This is a genomic window from Kitasatospora sp. NPDC058063 (assembly GCF_042885395.1).
GTDB classification, from domain to species: Bacteria; Actinomycetota; Actinomycetes; order Streptomycetales; family Streptomycetaceae; genus Kitasatospora; species Kitasatospora lactacystinica.
In genome coordinates this window covers 458,584-473,473 of the sequence record NZ_JBHVSD010000002.1, presented here as the reverse complement: position 1 = coordinate 473,473, position 14,890 = coordinate 458,584, and the positions used below count along the sequence as shown (strand labels likewise).

Genomic DNA, 14,890 nt, shown 5'->3' with positions numbered 1-14,890 from the left:
TCGGCTCGCCCACCCCAACCCCCTGTGACACTTGGGAGTGGACATGACCAGGATCCCCACGGAACCCGGCACCACCGAAGACAGACCCGCCGACGGCGGACCCGCCGCGGACGGCCCCCACCCGTCGACCCCGGCACCGCGCCCCACCGGCGCGCTGGACGCCTACTTCAAGATCTCGGCCCGCGGCTCGACCCTCGCCAACGAACTGCGCGGTGGACTCACCACCTTCATGGCGATGGCCTACATCATCCTCCTCAACCCGCTCATCCTGAGCGGCGCGGACGCCACCGGCGCCAAGCTGGACCACGCCGCGCTGACCACCGCCACCGCGCTGGCCGCCGCCGTCACCACCGTCCTGATGGGCCTGGTCGGCAACGTCCCGCTCGCCCTCGCCGCCGGCCTCTCCGTCTCCGGCGCGGTCTCCGCGCTGGTCGTCCCGCACACCACCTGGGCCCAGGCCATGGGCCTGTGCGTGATCTACGGCCTGCTGATCGTGCTGCTGGTCGTCTCCGGGCTGCGCGAGAGGATCATGAACGGCATCCCGCTGCCGCTCAAGCACGCCATCACCATCGGCATCGGCCTGTTCGTCACCGTGATCGGCCTCTACAAGGCCGGGTTCATGCACACCGGCGGCCCCACCCCGCTCTCGCTCGGCCCCACCGGCGAGCTGGCCGGCTGGCCGGTGCTCGTCTTCTGCGTCACCCTGCTGGCGATCTTCGTCCTGATGGCGCGCGGCGTCCGCGGCGCGATCCTGATCGGCGTCGGCGGCGGCACCGTGCTCGCGATGATCGTCAACCGGGCCGCGCACGTACCGGACGAGGCCTGGAAGAACTCGGTGCCGGTCTGGCCCGGCAGCCCGGTCTCGGCACCCGACTTCGGCCTGTTCGGCCACGTCGACCTGTTCGGCGCCTTCGGCGGTCACGGCATGGGCGCCATCAGCGCCTCGGTCGCGGTGTTCACCCTGGTGCTGGCCGGCTTCTTCGACGCGATGGCCACCATCATCGGCGTGGGTACCGAGGCCGGACTGGCCGACCGGCAGGGCCGGATGCCCGGGCTGTCCAAGGCGCTGTTCATCGACGGCGCGGGCGGCGCGGTCGGCGGCCTGGCGGGCGCCTCCGGGCAGACCGTCTTCGTCGAGTCCGCCACCGGCGTCGGCGACGGCGCCCGCACCGGACTCGCCTCCACCGTCACCGGCGCCCTGTTCGCGCTGATGCTGTTCTTCTCACCGATCGCCGGGATCGTCCCGGTCGAGGTGGCCTCGGCCGCCCTGGTCGTGATCGGCTCGATGATGATGAGCCAGGCCCGGCACATCGACTGGTCCGACCGCGAGGTGGCGATCCCGGCCTTCCTCACCTGCGTGCTGATGCCGTTCACGTACAGCATCACCGCGGGCGTCGCGGCCGGCGTCATCTCGTACACCGTCATCAAGGCCGGGCTGGGACGGTGGCGCGAGCCCGGGCCGCTGATGTGGATCCTCACCGCGGTGTTCGTGGTGTACTTCGCGATCACCCCGGTCAAGTCCTGGCTGGGCGTGCACTAGTCGGCACCGGCCACCACCCGGGCACCCACCGCCTTCCACCGCCTTCCACTGCCGTGCACCATCTTGGGCACCACCGCCGCCGTCCGGGATCGTTTCCCGTACGGCGGCGTCTCCCGCTACTGTCGAAACCGTGTAAGGAGCCCCCATGCAGGACATCGCCGAGCAGTTGCGGGCCTGGCACGCGGCCGGCCGCTCCTTCGCCGTGGCCACCGTCGTCGGCGTCTCCGGCAGCGCACCGCGCGACCTCGGGGCGGCGCTGGCCGTGGACGCGGACGGCGAGGCGGTCGGCAGCGTCTCCGGCGGATGCGTCGAGGGCGCGGTGTACGAGCTGTGCCAGGCCGCGATCGCGAGCGGCGAGCCGGTGCTGGAACGCTTCGGGTACAGCGACGAGGACGCCTTCGCGGTGGGTCTGACCTGCGGCGGCGTCCTGGATGTGTTCGTCCAGCCGGTGGTGCCGGGGGCCGACGCCGGGCTGGACGCCGGAATCGCCGGCATCGCGGCCGGCACCCCGGTGGCGCTGGTCCGGGTGATCGCCGGGCCGGGCGGCCTGGTCGGGGCCGTGCTGGCGGTCACCGCCGGCGACGTCACCGGCGCGCTCTCCCCGACGCCCTCCACGGTCGGCGGGCTGGAGCGGGCGATCGTCGCCCGGGCCCGGGCGATGCTGGAGGCCGGACGCACCGGCCGGCTCGTGCTCGGCCTCGACGGACGCCCCTGCGACGAACACGGGCGGGGCACCGTCACCTGCTTCGTCGAGTCGTACGTACCGGCGCCGCGGATGCTGGTGTTCGGGGCGATCGACTTCGCGGCCGCGGTCGTGCGGATCGGCAAGTTCCTCGGCTACCACGTGACCGTCTGCGACGCCCGGCCGGTCTTCGCCACCGCCCGTCGCTTCCCCGACGCCGACGAGGTGGTCGTCGACTGGCCGCACCGCTACCTGGACTCCCAGCTCGGCCGGATCGACGGACGCACCGTGCTCTGCGTACTCACCCACGACGCCAAGTTCGACATCCCGCTGCTGGAGCGCGCCCTGCGACTGCCGGTCGGCTACGTCGGCGCGATGGGCTCGCGCCGCACCCACCGCGACCGCGTGGCCAAGCTGCGCGAGACCGGGATCACCGAGGCCGAACTCGCCCGGCTGCGCTCCCCGATCGGCCTCGACCTCGGCTCGCGCACCCCGGAGGAGACGGCCGTCTCGGTCGCCGCCGAGATCGTCGCCCACCGGCGCGGCGGCAGCTGCCTGCCGCTGAGCGCCTCGGACGGGCCGATCCACCACGACCTGTCGCGGACGGGAACGGAGGGTGACGAGGGCCGCGCGGCCGACGGCCCGGCACCCCGCCCCCACGCGGCCTGAACCGGCAGCGGCTCCGGCACCACTCACGTTGCGTGGCCACCGGCACGGCGGGAGGCTGGACTTGCGGACTCGCCCCGAGCCCGGGGAAGGAGCAGGGATCATGCGTGCCCTGCTGGAGGTCGAAATCGACACCGCGACCTCGAACAAGCTCATCACCGATGGAACGATCGGCGAGGGAATCCAGCAGACCCTCGCCCAACTCAAGCCGGAGGCGGCCTACTTCCTCAGCCGCAACGGGCACCGGGCCATGATCTTCGTCGTCGACATCGCGGACGAGGCCTCGATCCCGTCCCTCGCCGAGCCCTTCTGGCTGCAACTCAACGCCACCGTCGACATCCGCCCCTGCATGAACGCCGACGAACTCATGGAGGGGCTCAAGCGGCTCGGCGGCTGAGCGGCAGGGCACGGAGGGACGTCAGTCGCTCAGCGCCAGCTTCACGCCGAAGCCCACCACAACCGCGCCGGTCACCCGGTCCATCAGCCGCCGGGCGGCCGGGCGGCGCAGCCAGCCGCGCAGCACCTGGGCGAAGCCCACCAGGACCGTCGACCAGAGCAGGCCCTCCACGACGTGCACGCAGGTCAGCGCCACACCGGCGGCAAAGTGCGGGGCCCCGGCCGGAATGAACTGCGGCAGCACGGCCACGTAGAAGACCCCGACCTTGGGGTTCAGCAGGTTGGTCAGCGTGCCCCGTCGCCAGCCGTGCGCGAACCCGCCGTCCTCCGGCTCCTCCTCGGCCGCCGCCTCGCCGCCCCGGTTGCGCAGCATCCCGATTCCCATCCACACCAGGTACGCCGCGCCCGCCCAGCGCAGGATCTCGTACCCGACCTGCGAGGCGGTCAGCAGCGCCGTCACCCCGGCCGAGGTCAGCGTCCCCCAGAGCAGCGTCCCGGTCTGGATCCCCAGCACGACCCCCCACGCCTGCCGGCGCCGTCCCAGGGCGGAGGTCCGCAGGATCAGCGCGGTGTCGAGACCGGGGGTGAGGGTGAGCAGCCCCACGACGAGGGCGAAGGACCACAGAGCCGTTGTCATCTCCATGGACCTCGATGCTCTCACAGCCCCGGCCGGCCCCCGCCCGCCGGGGCGGGGGCCACCCGGCCGACCGATCCGTCAGTCCGCCGACCCCGGAGGCACGACCCACTCGGTGGGCTGGCCGGTGACGGCGGCGATCATGTCGAAGTCACCGTCGTAGTGGAGCACCGTGGCCCCGTGACGCTCGGCGGTGGCCGCGACGACGAGGTCCGGCACCGACAGCGCCCGCCAGTTGCCCGACGAGGTCAGGAGGGCCTGCACCTCGATGGCCCGGTCCCACACCTCGTCGGGCGTGGACAACCAGTCGAAGCCGCTCAGGCCCTCCCGGATCCGAAGGGCGTCGGCCTTGGAACGGGCGCTGTGCATGATCTCCAGCTCGACAGCGCCGCAGATGGCAACGAGCCCTCTGACGATCCTCGGCCTGAGGACCGACCTGACCGTCGGCTTGGAGAAGCGAGCGAAAGCCGACTTGTCGATCAGGAAGCGCTCACTCATTCCTTTTCCACCGGTCCGGTGAGGTCAGGCAGTCCGCCCTCGGCGAGCCAGTCCATGAAAGTCTCGCGCTTGCGGCGCTTCACGAGATCTTCAAGGGCGGCGTTGACGGTGGCCACCTTGGTCGTCGTACCAAGGATCTCGGCGGCCTCGGCCAGCAGCTCGTCGTTGACGTCTATCACGGTACGGGCCATGGTCGGCCTCCCAAGCGGAGCGGGCCTGCGATATCAATATCGAAAATACTTGATATCGCAGGCCCATATGCCCCGATCAGCCGATATTCACCCGGTCAGGTGATGTTGAGGCGGGCGGCGAGGCGCAGCAGGCCGGGGCTGAGGCGGGAGAGGAAGCGGGCGGCCTTGGCCTCCGGGGTGACGGGGACGACGGGCCTGCCGGTGCGGACGGCGGTGAGGATGGCGCTCGCGACCTTCTCCGGGGGGAAGCCGCGGCGGGCGTAGAGCTTCGCGGCGCGGGCCTGCTTGGCGGCCTGCTCGGTGGAGGTGGTGGCGGAGAACGTGGAGGTGCGGGTGATGTTGGTGTTGACGATGCCCGGGCAGATGGTGGAGACGCCGATGCCGTGGCCGACGAACTCGGCCCGCAGGCAGTCGGAGAGCATGAACACCGCGGCCTTGCTGGTGGCGTAGGCGGTGAGCGCCTTGGACGGCAGGTAGGCGGCGGCGGAGGAGACGTTGACGATGTGGCCGCCCTGGCCGCGGTCGGCCATCAGGGTGCCGAAGGCGCGGCAGCCGTGGATCACGCCCCAGAGGTTGACGTCCAGGACCCGCTGCCACTCCTTCTCGGTGGTCTGCAGGAACGTCCCGGAGTGGCCGATGCCGGCGTTGTTGACCATGACGTCGGGCGCCCCGTGCTCGGCGGCGACGGTCTGCGCGAAGGCGTCCATCGCGGCGCCGTCGGAGACGTCCACCCGGTAGGCGTGCGCCTTCGGGCCGATCAGCGAGGCGAGTTCGGCGGTGCGCTCGGCGGCCGCGAGGTCGAGGTCGCAGACCACCACCCGGGCGCCGTCCTCGGCGAAGGCGAGCGCGGTGGCCCGGCCGATGCCGCTGCCGCCGCCGGTCACCACGACCAGCCGGCCGTCGTCCCCGGCCGGTCGGGCCCGCCCCGCGTCGACGCGGGCGGTGAACTCGCGGACCATCCCGGCCACGATGGCTCCCTTCTCCAGCAGCGCCGACCAGTGGCCGGCGTGCAGCGTCCTGCGGGTCAGGTCGGGCACCCAGCGCTCCAGCCCCTCGGAGAGGTAGGTGCCGACGTACCGGTCCCGGGTGAGGGTGATCAGCTGGACCGGCACCTCGGTCGGCCGCTCGCGCGGACTGCCCAGGGTGGGGCGGAAGTTGGCCCGGTACAGCTCGATGCCGCGGACCGCGTCGCGGCGCAGGGTGGGCTGCGGGTGGTCGGCGCGCGGTGTGACGTGCTCCAGGTCGCGCAGCACCCGCGGCCAGGCCCGGGCCAGGCCGAGCCGCCAGATGCCGGGGGCGAGGTAGGGCAGGTGGAAGGCGGTGATGTACCAGGAGTGCAGGCCCTGGTGCAGCAGTTGCCCGAGGTGGCGGGGGGTGGGGCGGCGCACCCGGTGGCGCAGCCAGTGGCCCATGTGGTCCAGGCTGGGGCCGGACAGGGTGGTGTACGAGGCGATCCGGCGCCCGGCGCCGGGTTCGGTGACGGCCTCCCAGGACTGGATCGAGCCCCAGTCGTGGGCGACCAGGTGCACCGGGCGGTCCGGGCTGACGGCGTCGGCGACGGCGAACAGGTCCTCGGCGAGGTGCTCCAGGCGGTAGCCGGACCGGTCGGCGGGGGCGGCGGACTCCCCGGCGCCGCGCACGTCGTAGCGGACCACGTGGTGGTCGCGGGCGAGGTCGGCGGCGATGTCGTCCCAGACGGCGTGGGTGTCGGGGTAGCCGTGCACGAGCAGGACGGTGGGGGCGTCCGGGTCGCCCTGCTCGAAGACGGCGAGCGGGAGGCCGCCGGAGCGGACGGTCCGGCGGCGGACCGGGGGCGCCGCCGGGGGCTGCGCCGGACGCTTCGTCGGGCTCGTCATCGGGTGGCCTCCAGGGTGGTCGGGGCGGTCGCGGTCGGGGCGGCCGCGGTCGGCTCGGCGGCGGTCTGCTCGGCGGCGGTCGGGGCGGCCGCCCGCCCGGTGGCAGTCTGCCCGGTCCCGGCGGTCCAGCGGCGGACGTGCGGCAGGTCGTCGTCGAGCCAGTAGGCGTCGTCCTCGGTGACCACCAGCAGTTCCTCGAACTTGATGCCCACGCCCCGGAAGCCGATGTGCGGCTCCACCGCCCACAGGCCCGGGGTGGGCGCGTGCCGGGACGACCGGCCGTCCGCCCAGAGCGGTGAACGGCCGTGCAGCCGCTCGGAGATCAGCTCGCGGCCGAGGGTCTGGAGGGTGCGCACGCCGAAGCCGAGGACGTTCACCCCGGCCGGGCCGCGCGCGGTGTTGCGGGCGACCTGGTGGCCGATCACCCGGCCCGGGTAGACCTGGTGGCGGTTGTCGTAGCCGTGCGCGGCGATCTGGGCGTCCACCGCCGCGTACACCTCGGCGAGCGGCCTGCGGGCCCGCACCTCGTCGAGGATCAGCTTCCGGTACACCTCCAGGTCGGCGGCCAGGCGGTCCCAGACCCGGTTCTCGCCGACCTTGCCGCCGTAGCCGATGTCGGCGGTGTAGCCGTCCACCACGGGCGCGCAGTCCAGCACGTACGGCATGCCCTCCTCCAGGCGGCGGTTGCCGGCGAAGAACTGCAGCGGGGTGTGGAAGTGCCGGAACGCCGTCCGGTCGCCGAACCAGGCGAAGGGGACGTGGAAGAAGTCCTGCACCCCGGCGGCGACCAGGCGGCGGCGCAGCTCGGCGGTGGCCTGCCGCTCGGTGACGCCGGGCTCGATCCAGGCGGCGACCTGTTCGGCGCAGGCGTAGGCGAGCTGCTGGGTCTCGCGGAAGCGGGCGAGGTCGCGCTCGGTGTAGCGGAAGGCGGGGGTCGCTTTCGCCATGGCGGTGCTCCTTCTGGAGGTCGAGCTAGAGGTCGAGCACGAGGGTCTCGCCCGCGGCGGCCCGGGAGACGCAGGGCAGCAGGGCGCCGGCGGCACGCTGCTCGGGGGTGAGGCGGCGGTCCCGGTGGTCGGGCGTGCCGGCCAGCACCCGGACCTCGCAGGTGCCGCAGAAGCCCTGGTGGCAGGAGTACGGGAGGTCCGGGCGGGCCTCGCGCAGCACGTCGAGGGCGGAGCGGTCGGCGGGGACGTCGAGGTCCGGACCGTCGGTGCCGAGGCGGACGGCGAACGGCTCGCCGTCGGTGACCGGGGCGGCGCCGAAGCGCTCGAAGTGCAGGGAGGCGGCCGGGGAGGCGTCCAGGGCGCGCTGCACGGCGGTGAGCATCGGCGCCGGGCCGCAGCAGTAGACGGCGGCGCCGCGCGGGGCGTGGGCGAGCAGTTCGGCTCCGGTGGGGACGCCGCCGTGCTCGTCGTCGGTGCGCAGCACCACCCGGCGCGGGTCGAGGGCGCGCAGCTCGTCCGTGTACGGCAGGGTGTCGGCGCTGCGGCCGACGTGCACCAGGTGCCAGTCCAGGCCGTGCCGCTGCGCCTCGCGGGCCATCGGGAGCAGCGGGGTGATGCCGATGCCGCCGGCCAGCAGGAGGACGGCGGGCTCGGCACAGAAGGCGAAGCCGTTGCGCGGGCGGCGGGCGGTGAGCCGAGTGCCGGGGTGCAGGGCGTCGTGGACCTCGACGGATCCGCCGCCGCCCTCGGGCAGCCGCCGGACGGCGATGCGGTAGCCGGTGCGGTCGGCCGGGTCGCCGCTGAGGGAGTAGTGGCGTTCGCGGCCGGAGGGCAGGACGAGACGCAGGTGGGCGCCGGGCTGCCAGCCGGGCAGCGGGCCGCCGGAGGGGTCGGCGAGGAGCAGTTCCACGACGTCGACGGCCGGTCGGCGGCGCTCGGCGACGACCAGTTGGAGCGGCGGGGTGGGGCGGCTGAGCGGCCGGCGGGGGTTGCGGCGCAGCAGCGGGCCGCCGAGGGCCGGGGAGTAGCGGTCGCCGAAGGCGGTGAGCCGGCGCATGAAGCCGTCGGGGCGGGGGCGGCCGTAGAGGTCGGGGGGCGGGGTGAGCTGGTCCATCCGGCGGGGTCCTCGGGGTGGGTGGGAGCGGGACCGGGCTCAGCGCCCGGCGGCCGCGCGGGCGGCCGGGGAGGTGGCGAGGTAGCCCAGCGCCTGGCTGGACGAGCCCTCCTGGGTGGGGTGGTAGCCCGGTCGCAGGTAGCGCAGTCCGGAGCGGATCGACTTGACCGGGTCCGGCAGCAGTCCGCGCCTGGCGATCCGGCCCGCCTCGCGCCAGGTGGGCTTGAGCCGGCCTTCGAGGGAGGGGTCGGCGGCGAGCAGGAAGCGGGCGCCGCGCACCCAGAGGTGGACGAGCAGCGGCCCGGAGACCGCCATTCCGCGCACCCGGCGCAGGTAGCCCGGGTCCAGGTGGACCATCAGGTCGTAGGCGACGCTGCGGTGCTCGACCTCCTCCGCGCCGTGCCAGCGCAGCAGGTCGAGCATCGTCGGGTCGGCCTTGGCCCGGTCCAGGCCCGGGGAGTTGAGCGCCCAGTTGCCGAGGAAGGCGGTGAAGTGCTCGATCGCCGCGATGAAGGCGACCCGCTCGATGACGTTCTCCCGCCGCCGGTCCGGCGTCAGGCCCGGCTTGTCGCCGAGGACGCGCTGGAACAGCCAGGAGATCTGCCGGACGTACGGCCGCGGGTCGAGCCCCTGGCCGAGCAGGTGGTCCAGGACCTCCTGGTGCGCCTCGGCATGGATGGCCTCCTGTCCGATGAATCCGAGGACCTCCTCGCGCAGTTGCTCGTCCCGGACGAGCGGCAGCGCCTCCTTGAACACCTTGACGAACCACCGCTCCCCTTCGGGCAGCAGCAGGTGCAGCACGTTGATGACGTGGGTGGCCATCGGCTCGTCGGGGATCCAGTGCAGCGGCAGCTGGGCCCAGTCGAAGCGGACGTCCCGGGGTTCCAGCACGAGGCTGTCGTGCACGCGCGCGGCGGGGGCGGCGAGGGCGGGGACGGGGGTGGAACGGGGCATGGCAGGCCCTCCTGACCTGGGGGCGGCGGCTCGGCTCCAGGGAAACGTACTCGCGGGTAGCCGTCAGGACAAGGGGTTCGGCGACCCTTATCGACATCGAGTCTAATAAGTGCCGCGCACCGGCGGCCACCACGGGAAACGCGGGAGGCCCCACCGGTCTCCCGGCGGGGCCTCCTCGAACTCGTCCGCGCGGGCGCCGGCTTGACGTCAGACCGCCATCGCCAGCATCAGCGGCGCCGCCCGGGCCGCCAGCAGCTCGGCGGCCGCCTTCAGCTTGTGGACGCTGTCCGCCGGCATCGAGGTGGCCAGGCAGCCGACCGTACTGCCCGCCGTGATCGGCACCGCCGCGCACACCGTGCCCAGCGCGTACTCCTGGATGTCCAGCACCGGCACCGTGGCCGGCTGCCGCTCCAAGCGGTGCATCAGCTGGTCGGCGTCGGTGACGGTGCGGGAGGTGAGCCGGGCGACCGGGTGCCGGGAGAGGTGGTCCCGCCGGGCGTCCGCGTCCAGCTGGCCGAGCAGGCACTTGCCGATCGCGCTGGCGTGCGCGGTGGCCCGGAAGTCCACCCACTCCTGCACGGCCGGCGCGTAGTCGGCGGCCGAGACCGCCTCCACCGACAACTCGCCGTCGTGGTAACGGCTGAAGTACACGGCGGCGCCCAACTCGTCCCGGAGTTCGGCGAGCTTGCGGTTGAGCCGGGCCTTCACCAGCTGCTCCCGGTTGTGCTGGCCGAGCAGGGCGAAGGTGCCGCCCAGCAGCCAACCGCCGTCCTGGCACTGGAGATAGCCCTCGACCTCCAGGATCTCTGCGAGCCGACGCACGGTGGGCAGCCCGAGCGAGGTCTCCCGGGCGAGGGCCACCAGGGTGGCACCGTCGGGGTGGCGGTCCACCGCCTCCAGCAGTCTGAGGGCGTGCTGGAGGGAGGTGAACGAGCCCGCAGGGCCCTGGTCCAAAGCGGCGTGACGACCCGGGGCTGGTGTCGACATGTCGTCCCCTTCCGATGTCCCCCCACGGAGCGACCGCGGGCACCCACCAGCCTATCGACCCGGCGGCTCCGACGGCTGCCGTCCGTGCATATCCGCGGACAATCCGTGGCGCCCCACCGCCCGACCTGGGACGCCGCAGCGGGCCCCGCCCCCACGGCCCAGGGGGGAGGGGCCCGCCCGCGGGGCCGCCGGGTGCGGGCCCGGCGGCCGTGGGGACGGTGGTGCGGATGGTGGGCCGGCCCGCCGCCGGCGCTCAGCCCTCGTCGCCCGCCCGCAGGGTGGTGACGGCGGCGGCCAGCCGGGCGCCGAACTCCTCGTCCGCGGCGCGGAAGTGGGCGAGGTTGCGCTCCACCACGTCGTCCCGCGAGACCTGCGCCAGGGAGCCCGCGAGGTTGTCGATCAGACGGGACTTCTCGCCGGCCGACATCAGCCGGTACAGCTCGCCGGCCTGGAAGAAGTCGTCGTCCTTGGCGTGCGCCGGGGTGGCCCAGCTGCCGGTGTGCCCCGCCACCTCGACCGGCGCGGACAGCGCGTCGCCGGTCTGGGCCGGCCCGCCGTACGAGTTGGGCTCGTAGTTCCTGCCGCGACCGGCGCCGTTGACCGCCATCAGGCCGTCCCGGCCGTAGTTGGCGGCCTCGGTGGCGCGCGGGGCGTTCACCGGCAGCTGGGTGTGGTTGACGCCGAGGCGGTAGCGCTGGGCGTCCGCATAGGCGAACAGGCGGCCCTGGAGCATCCTGTCCGGGGACGGGCCGATGCCGGGCACGAAGTTGTTCGGCGAGAACGCGGCCTGCTCGACCTCGGCGAAGACGTTCTCCGGGTTCCTGTTGAGGACCAGGCGGCCGACCTTGACCAGCGGGTAGTCGGCGTGCGGCCAGACCTTGGTGAGGTCGAAGGGGTTGAAGCGGTAGTCCGCGGCGTCGGCGACCGGCATCAGCTGGACGTGGAGGGTCCAGGACGGGAACACCCCGCGCTCGATGGCCTGGTGGAGGTCGCGCTGGTGCGAGTCGGCGTCGCCGCCGACGACCTCGGCGGCCTGGCCGCCGTCCAGGCAGCGGATGCCCTGGTTGGTCCTGAAGTGGTACTTCACCCAGTAGGCGTCACCGTCGGCGTTGACCCACTGGTAGGTGTGGGAGCCGTAGCCGTTCATGTGGCGGTACGAGGCCGGAATGCCGCGGTCGCCGAACAGCCAGGTGATCTGGTGGGTCGAGGCCGGCGAGTGGGCCCAGAAGTCCCAGACGTTGTCCGCCTCCTGCACGCCGGTGTACGGGTCGCGCTTCTGCGAGTGGATGAAGTCCGGGAACTTGACCGGGTCCTTGATGAAGAACACCGGCGTGTTGTTGCCGACGAGGTCGTAATTGCCCTCCTCGGTATAGAACTTCACCGCGAAGCCGCGCGGGTCGCGCACCGCGTCGCCGGAGCCCAGGTTGCCGGCCACGGTGGAGAAGCGCAGGAAGACCTCGGTGCGCCTGCCGACCTCGGAGAGGAAGCCCGCCCGGGTGTACCGCGCGACCTCGTCGGTGACCTCGAAGTAGCCGTACGCGCCGGAGCCGCGGGCGTGCACGACCCGCTCCGGGATCCGTTCGCGGTTGAACCGGGCCAGTTTCTCCAGCAGTTGCTGGTCCTGGATCAGCAGCGGGCCGTACGCGCCGGCCGAGGCCGAGTTCTGGTTGTCGGCGACCGGGGCGCCGGACTCCGTGGTCAGGATCTTGGGCATGGAGGGTCCTTCGGGTGTCGATAAGGGCGGTGCGCGCAGGGATGGATGACGTATCGTCAGATCCCGCCCCGGACGGGTTCCACGGGTTCCGGGGCGAGAGGTCCGACGGATCGTCAGCCGCCGAACAGGCTCCGGACGACGGTCGCGGCCGTCACCGGGTCGGCCGCGGGACGGGCGGCGGTCAGCGCGGCGGCCTCCTCGGCGGCGACACCGGCCCCGGTGAGGGCCGCGACGGCCTCGGCGGCCGGGAGGGCGTTGAACCAGCGCAGCGCGAGGGCCGCGCGGCCGGCCCCGGTGAGGCGGCCGGTGAGCCGGAGGCGGGCCAGGCCGCCGTCCGGGTGGACGTTGATGCGCACGTGGGTCACCGGGCGGCCGGTGTCGAGCCGGAAGCGGTGCCGGGTGTCGGGCTGGAGCCTTGTGCGGGGCAGGAGTTCGAACCACTCGCCGTCGGCCGGGTCCGCCCCGGTCGAGGCATCGAAGCCGATCAGGTCGGCCCAGCCGGGGGCATTGGCGACGAAGCAGGAGGTGTCCACTTCGGCGGCCAGGACCTCACCGCCCCCGGCCAGGGCGATCTGCACCCAGTCGTTGGCCTTGTCGCGCCGACGCCGGGTCTCCCAGCCGTCGCCCATGACGGAGGCGCGGCCGGGAGCGTTCAGGTTGTGCGGGGAGGAGAAGTAGCGGTCGGACGCCGCCTCGGCCACACCGCCGTACTCCTGGGCGGCCAGGTCGAAGGTGAGGCCGTCCAGTTCGCGCGGGTCGGGCAGCACCTCGCCGTGCACCCGCAGCCGGGCGACGCCGCCGTCCGGGAAGATGTTCAGCCGCACATGGGTGAAGCGGGTGCCGTCCGCGACGGCGAACTCGTGGGCGGTGTCGCCGCTCAGCGCGGTGCGCGGCACGATCGTGGTCCACTCGGCGCCCCGGAGTTCCTCGGGCGAGGGGTGGCCGGGGACGGACGCGGCCTCGACCGAGGCGGACTCCGGGTAGTTGCCGGTGAAGTGGGCGGTGTCCACGATCACGCCGTGGACCACCCCGGCGACGCCGAGCCGCACGATCGTCCAGTCGTGGTCCTCGTCGGTGGGGTGCGGCTGCTCGGCGGAGACCCCGCGACGGCGCTTGGACTCCCAGCCGTCCATGATCTGGCCCTTGTGGCCGAAGGTGTGCGGGCGGAACTCGGCCGGCTTGGCGACCAGCAGGTTCTCGGCGTCCGCGAAGGTGTCCTCGTTGGTGGCGACGACGCCCGCGCCGAGCAGTCGGGAGGCCAGGTTGACCAGCTCGGCGAAGGGAGCACTCGGGGTGTCGGCAGTGGTCACTGACTCTCCTTTAGGCGCGTACGGACGGGGTGGTGGTGGGACGGGATCGGGGCCGGGCGAGCTGCCGGCCGAAGGGGCGGGCCGCGGGGTCCACCTCGCGGCCGCGCAGCCAGGTGGTGCGCACCGCGCCGGTGAGGCTCCGGCCGGCGTAGGGGGTCACCGGGTTGCGGTGGTGCAGCCCGCTCGCCCGGACGGCGAACCCGCCCTCGGGGTCGAAGGCGACCAGGTCCGCGTCGTGACCGGCGGCGATGGCGCCCTTGGTGCCGGTGAGGCCGACCAGTTCGGCCGGTCCGGCGGACATCCAGCGCACCACGTCGGACAGGGTGCGGCCGCGGCGGCGGGCCTCGGTCCAGACGGCCGGCAGGCCGAGCTGGAGCGAGGCGATGCCGCCCCAGGCGGCCGCGAAGTCGCCGCTGCCGCCGTACTCGGGCAGCAGCTTGAGGTCGGGGGTGGACGGCGAGTGGTCGGAGACGACGGCGATGAACTCGCCGTTCGCCAGGGCCTCCCAGAGCGCGTCCCGGTTGGACTCGTCGCGGATCGGCGGACAGCACTTGAAGGCGGTGTCGCCGTCCGGCACCTGCTCGGCCGCGAGCGTCAGGTAGTGCGGACAGGTCTCGGCGGTCACCCGTACGCCGTCCTCGCGGGCCTGCCGCAGCAGCGGCAGGACGGCGGCGGAGGAGACGTGCAGGACGTGCACCCGGGCGCCGGTGCGCCGGGCCGCGTCGAGCAGCCGGGCGACGGCCGCGGTCTCCGCGGCGGCGGGCCGGGAGGCCAGGAAGTCCCGGTAGTGGACGCCGGGTTGCTGCGGGGCGGCGGCGAGCACGGCCGGGTCCTCGGCGTGGATGATCGCCAGTGCCCCGATCCGGGCCTGCTCCGCCAGCGCCGCCTCCAGGTCCGCGGCCTCGACGTGCGGGAACTCGTCCACTCCGGAGGGGGCGAGGAAGCTCTTGAAGCCGAACACGCCCTCCCGGTGCAGCGGTTCGAGGTCGGCGACGTTGCCGGGGACGGCGCCGCCCCAGAAGCCGAGGTCGACCCAGGCCTGGCCTTCGGCGGTCTTCCGCTTGAGCGCCAGCCCCGCCACCGTGGTGGTGGGCGGGATCGAGTTGAGCGGCATGTCGATGATCGTGGTGACGCCGCCGGCCGCGGCGGCCCGGGTGGCGGTGGCGAAGCCCTCCCACTCGGTGCGGCCGGGCTCGTTGACGTGCACGTGGGTGTCGACCAGGCCGGGCAGCAGGGCGGTGTCGCCGAGGTCGACGAGCTCGCCCCCGTCGGCCACCAGCGAACCGTGCGGGGCCGTGCGGGCGATCGTCCCGCCCTGGATCAGCACGTCCGCGGGGCGCTCGCCGTCGGGCAGGACCGCCCGGCGGGAGCGGATCACCGTGGGCTGGCCGAAAGGCATGG

General features: G+C 73.6%; 14 protein-coding genes. 3 read left to right on the top strand and 11 right to left on the bottom strand.

The features are described from left to right. Positions 1 to 43: 43 nt before the first annotated feature. From ACFVUY_RS05810 to ACFVUY_RS05800, 3 genes are all read left to right on the top strand, one after another. Entirely contained in the window at positions 44 to 1,540 is a 1,497-nt protein-coding gene (locus tag ACFVUY_RS05810; RefSeq protein ID WP_387727628.1) for an NCS2 family permease, read from the top strand. A gap of 145 nt (positions 1,541 to 1,685) precedes the next feature. Further along, positions 1,686 to 2,891: an XdhC family protein gene (locus ACFVUY_RS05805; protein ID WP_387727626.1), complete on the top strand. Its 1,206-nt coding sequence runs from the start codon at positions 1,686 to 1,688 to the stop codon at positions 2,889 to 2,891. Positions 2,892 to 2,991: 100 nt separating this feature from the next. Next, entirely contained in the window at positions 2,992 to 3,285 is a 294-nt protein-coding gene (locus ACFVUY_RS05800; protein ID WP_387727625.1) for a hypothetical protein, read from the top strand. 21 nt (positions 3,286 to 3,306) lie between these two features. On the opposite strand, the gene ACFVUY_RS05795 is transcribed toward ACFVUY_RS05800, so the two are convergent. The 11 genes from ACFVUY_RS05795 to allB all read right to left on the bottom strand — a co-directional run bounded on the left by ACFVUY_RS05795 (position 3,307) and on the right by allB (position 14,888). Further along, entirely contained in the window at positions 3,307 to 3,927 is a 621-nt protein-coding gene (locus ACFVUY_RS05795) for a LysE family translocator (RefSeq protein ID WP_359911746.1), read from the bottom strand. A gap of 72 nt (positions 3,928 to 3,999) precedes the next feature. Beyond that, positions 4,000 to 4,416, bottom strand: a complete 417-nt coding sequence (locus tag ACFVUY_RS05790; RefSeq protein ID WP_387727623.1) for a PIN domain nuclease — start codon at positions 4,414 to 4,416, stop codon at positions 4,000 to 4,002. After that, a complete protein-coding gene (locus tag ACFVUY_RS05785; protein ID WP_387685087.1) occupies positions 4,413 to 4,607 on the bottom strand; it encodes a type II toxin-antitoxin system VapB family antitoxin in 195 nt (64 codons plus the stop codon). The genes ACFVUY_RS05790 and ACFVUY_RS05785 overlap by 4 nt, the downstream gene beginning before the upstream one ends. Before the next feature lie 95 nt (positions 4,608 to 4,702). Beyond that, positions 4,703 to 6,463, bottom strand: coding sequence for an SDR family oxidoreductase (locus ACFVUY_RS05780; RefSeq protein ID WP_387727621.1), 1,761 nt, complete (start codon positions 6,461 to 6,463; stop codon positions 4,703 to 4,705). After that, a complete protein-coding gene (locus tag ACFVUY_RS05775) occupies positions 6,460 to 7,410 on the bottom strand; it encodes a M24 family metallopeptidase (protein ID WP_387727619.1) in 951 nt (316 codons plus the stop codon). The genes ACFVUY_RS05780 and ACFVUY_RS05775 overlap by 4 nt, the downstream gene beginning before the upstream one ends. 25 nt (positions 7,411 to 7,435) lie before the next feature. Beyond that, complete coding sequence (locus ACFVUY_RS05770) at positions 7,436 to 8,524, bottom strand: PDR/VanB family oxidoreductase (protein ID WP_387727617.1); 1,089 nt, start codon at positions 8,522 to 8,524, stop codon at positions 7,436 to 7,438. A 39-nt stretch (positions 8,525 to 8,563) separates the two neighbouring features. Next, the gene (locus tag ACFVUY_RS05765; RefSeq protein ID WP_387685079.1) at positions 8,564 to 9,478 is read right to left on the bottom strand and encodes a metal-dependent hydrolase; all 915 of its coding nucleotides are present in this window, start codon (positions 9,476 to 9,478) and stop codon (positions 8,564 to 8,566) included. A gap of 207 nt (positions 9,479 to 9,685) precedes the next feature. Then, on the bottom strand, positions 9,686 to 10,465 hold the full coding sequence (locus ACFVUY_RS05760) for an IclR family transcriptional regulator (RefSeq protein WP_387685077.1): 780 nt from the start codon (positions 10,463 to 10,465) through the stop codon (positions 9,686 to 9,688). Between the two features lie 253 nt (positions 10,466 to 10,718). Then, positions 10,719 to 12,179: a catalase gene (locus ACFVUY_RS05755; protein WP_387727615.1), complete on the bottom strand. Its 1,461-nt coding sequence runs from the start codon at positions 12,177 to 12,179 to the stop codon at positions 10,719 to 10,721. Between the two features lie 113 nt (positions 12,180 to 12,292). Next, on the bottom strand, positions 12,293 to 13,489 hold the full coding sequence (gene alc, locus ACFVUY_RS05750; protein ID WP_387727614.1) for an allantoicase: 1,197 nt from the start codon (positions 13,487 to 13,489) through the stop codon (positions 12,293 to 12,295). 10 nt (positions 13,490 to 13,499) lie between these two features. After that, positions 13,500 to 14,888 (bottom strand): allantoinase AllB, encoded by a 1,389-nt coding sequence (allB, locus tag ACFVUY_RS05745; protein ID WP_387727612.1) that lies wholly within the window; start codon positions 14,886 to 14,888, stop codon positions 13,500 to 13,502. Positions 14,889 to 14,890 lie beyond the last annotated feature (2 nt).

What these genes read in the sequence shown, in the direction of transcription:
- ACFVUY_RS05805 (WP_387727626.1), top strand. Translation starts at nt 1,686, where the DNA reads ATGCAGGACATCGCCGAGCAGTTGCGGGCCTGGCACGCGGCCGGCCGC.
- ACFVUY_RS05780 (WP_387727621.1), bottom strand. Translation starts at nt 6,463, where the DNA reads ATGACGAGCCCGACGAAGCGTCCGGCGCAGCCCCCGGCGGCGCCCCCG.
- ACFVUY_RS05800 (WP_387727625.1), top strand. Translation starts at nt 2,992, where the DNA reads ATGCGTGCCCTGCTGGAGGTCGAAATCGACACCGCGACCTCGAACAAG.
- ACFVUY_RS05795 (WP_359911746.1), bottom strand. Translation starts at nt 3,927, where the DNA reads ATGGAGATGACAACGGCTCTGTGGTCCTTCGCCCTCGTCGTGGGGCTG.
- ACFVUY_RS05755 (WP_387727615.1), bottom strand. Translation starts at nt 12,179, where the DNA reads ATGCCCAAGATCCTGACCACGGAGTCCGGCGCCCCGGTCGCCGACAAC.
- ACFVUY_RS05790 (WP_387727623.1), bottom strand. Translation starts at nt 4,416, where the DNA reads ATGAGTGAGCGCTTCCTGATCGACAAGTCGGCTTTCGCTCGCTTCTCC.
- ACFVUY_RS05810 (WP_387727628.1), top strand. Translation starts at nt 44, where the DNA reads ATGACCAGGATCCCCACGGAACCCGGCACCACCGAAGACAGACCCGCC.
- ACFVUY_RS05765 (WP_387685079.1), bottom strand. Translation starts at nt 9,478, where the DNA reads ATGCCCCGTTCCACCCCCGTCCCCGCCCTCGCCGCCCCCGCCGCGCGC.
- ACFVUY_RS05770 (WP_387727617.1), bottom strand. Translation starts at nt 8,524, where the DNA reads ATGGACCAGCTCACCCCGCCCCCCGACCTCTACGGCCGCCCCCGCCCC.
- ACFVUY_RS05785 (WP_387685087.1), bottom strand. Translation starts at nt 4,607, where the DNA reads ATGGCCCGTACCGTGATAGACGTCAACGACGAGCTGCTGGCCGAGGCC.
- ACFVUY_RS05775 (WP_387727619.1), bottom strand. Translation starts at nt 7,410, where the DNA reads ATGGCGAAAGCGACCCCCGCCTTCCGCTACACCGAGCGCGACCTCGCC.
- ACFVUY_RS05760 (WP_387685077.1), bottom strand. Translation starts at nt 10,465, where the DNA reads ATGTCGACACCAGCCCCGGGTCGTCACGCCGCTTTGGACCAGGGCCCT.
- allB (WP_387727612.1), bottom strand. Translation starts at nt 14,888, where the DNA reads ATGCCTTTCGGCCAGCCCACGGTGATCCGCTCCCGCCGGGCGGTCCTG.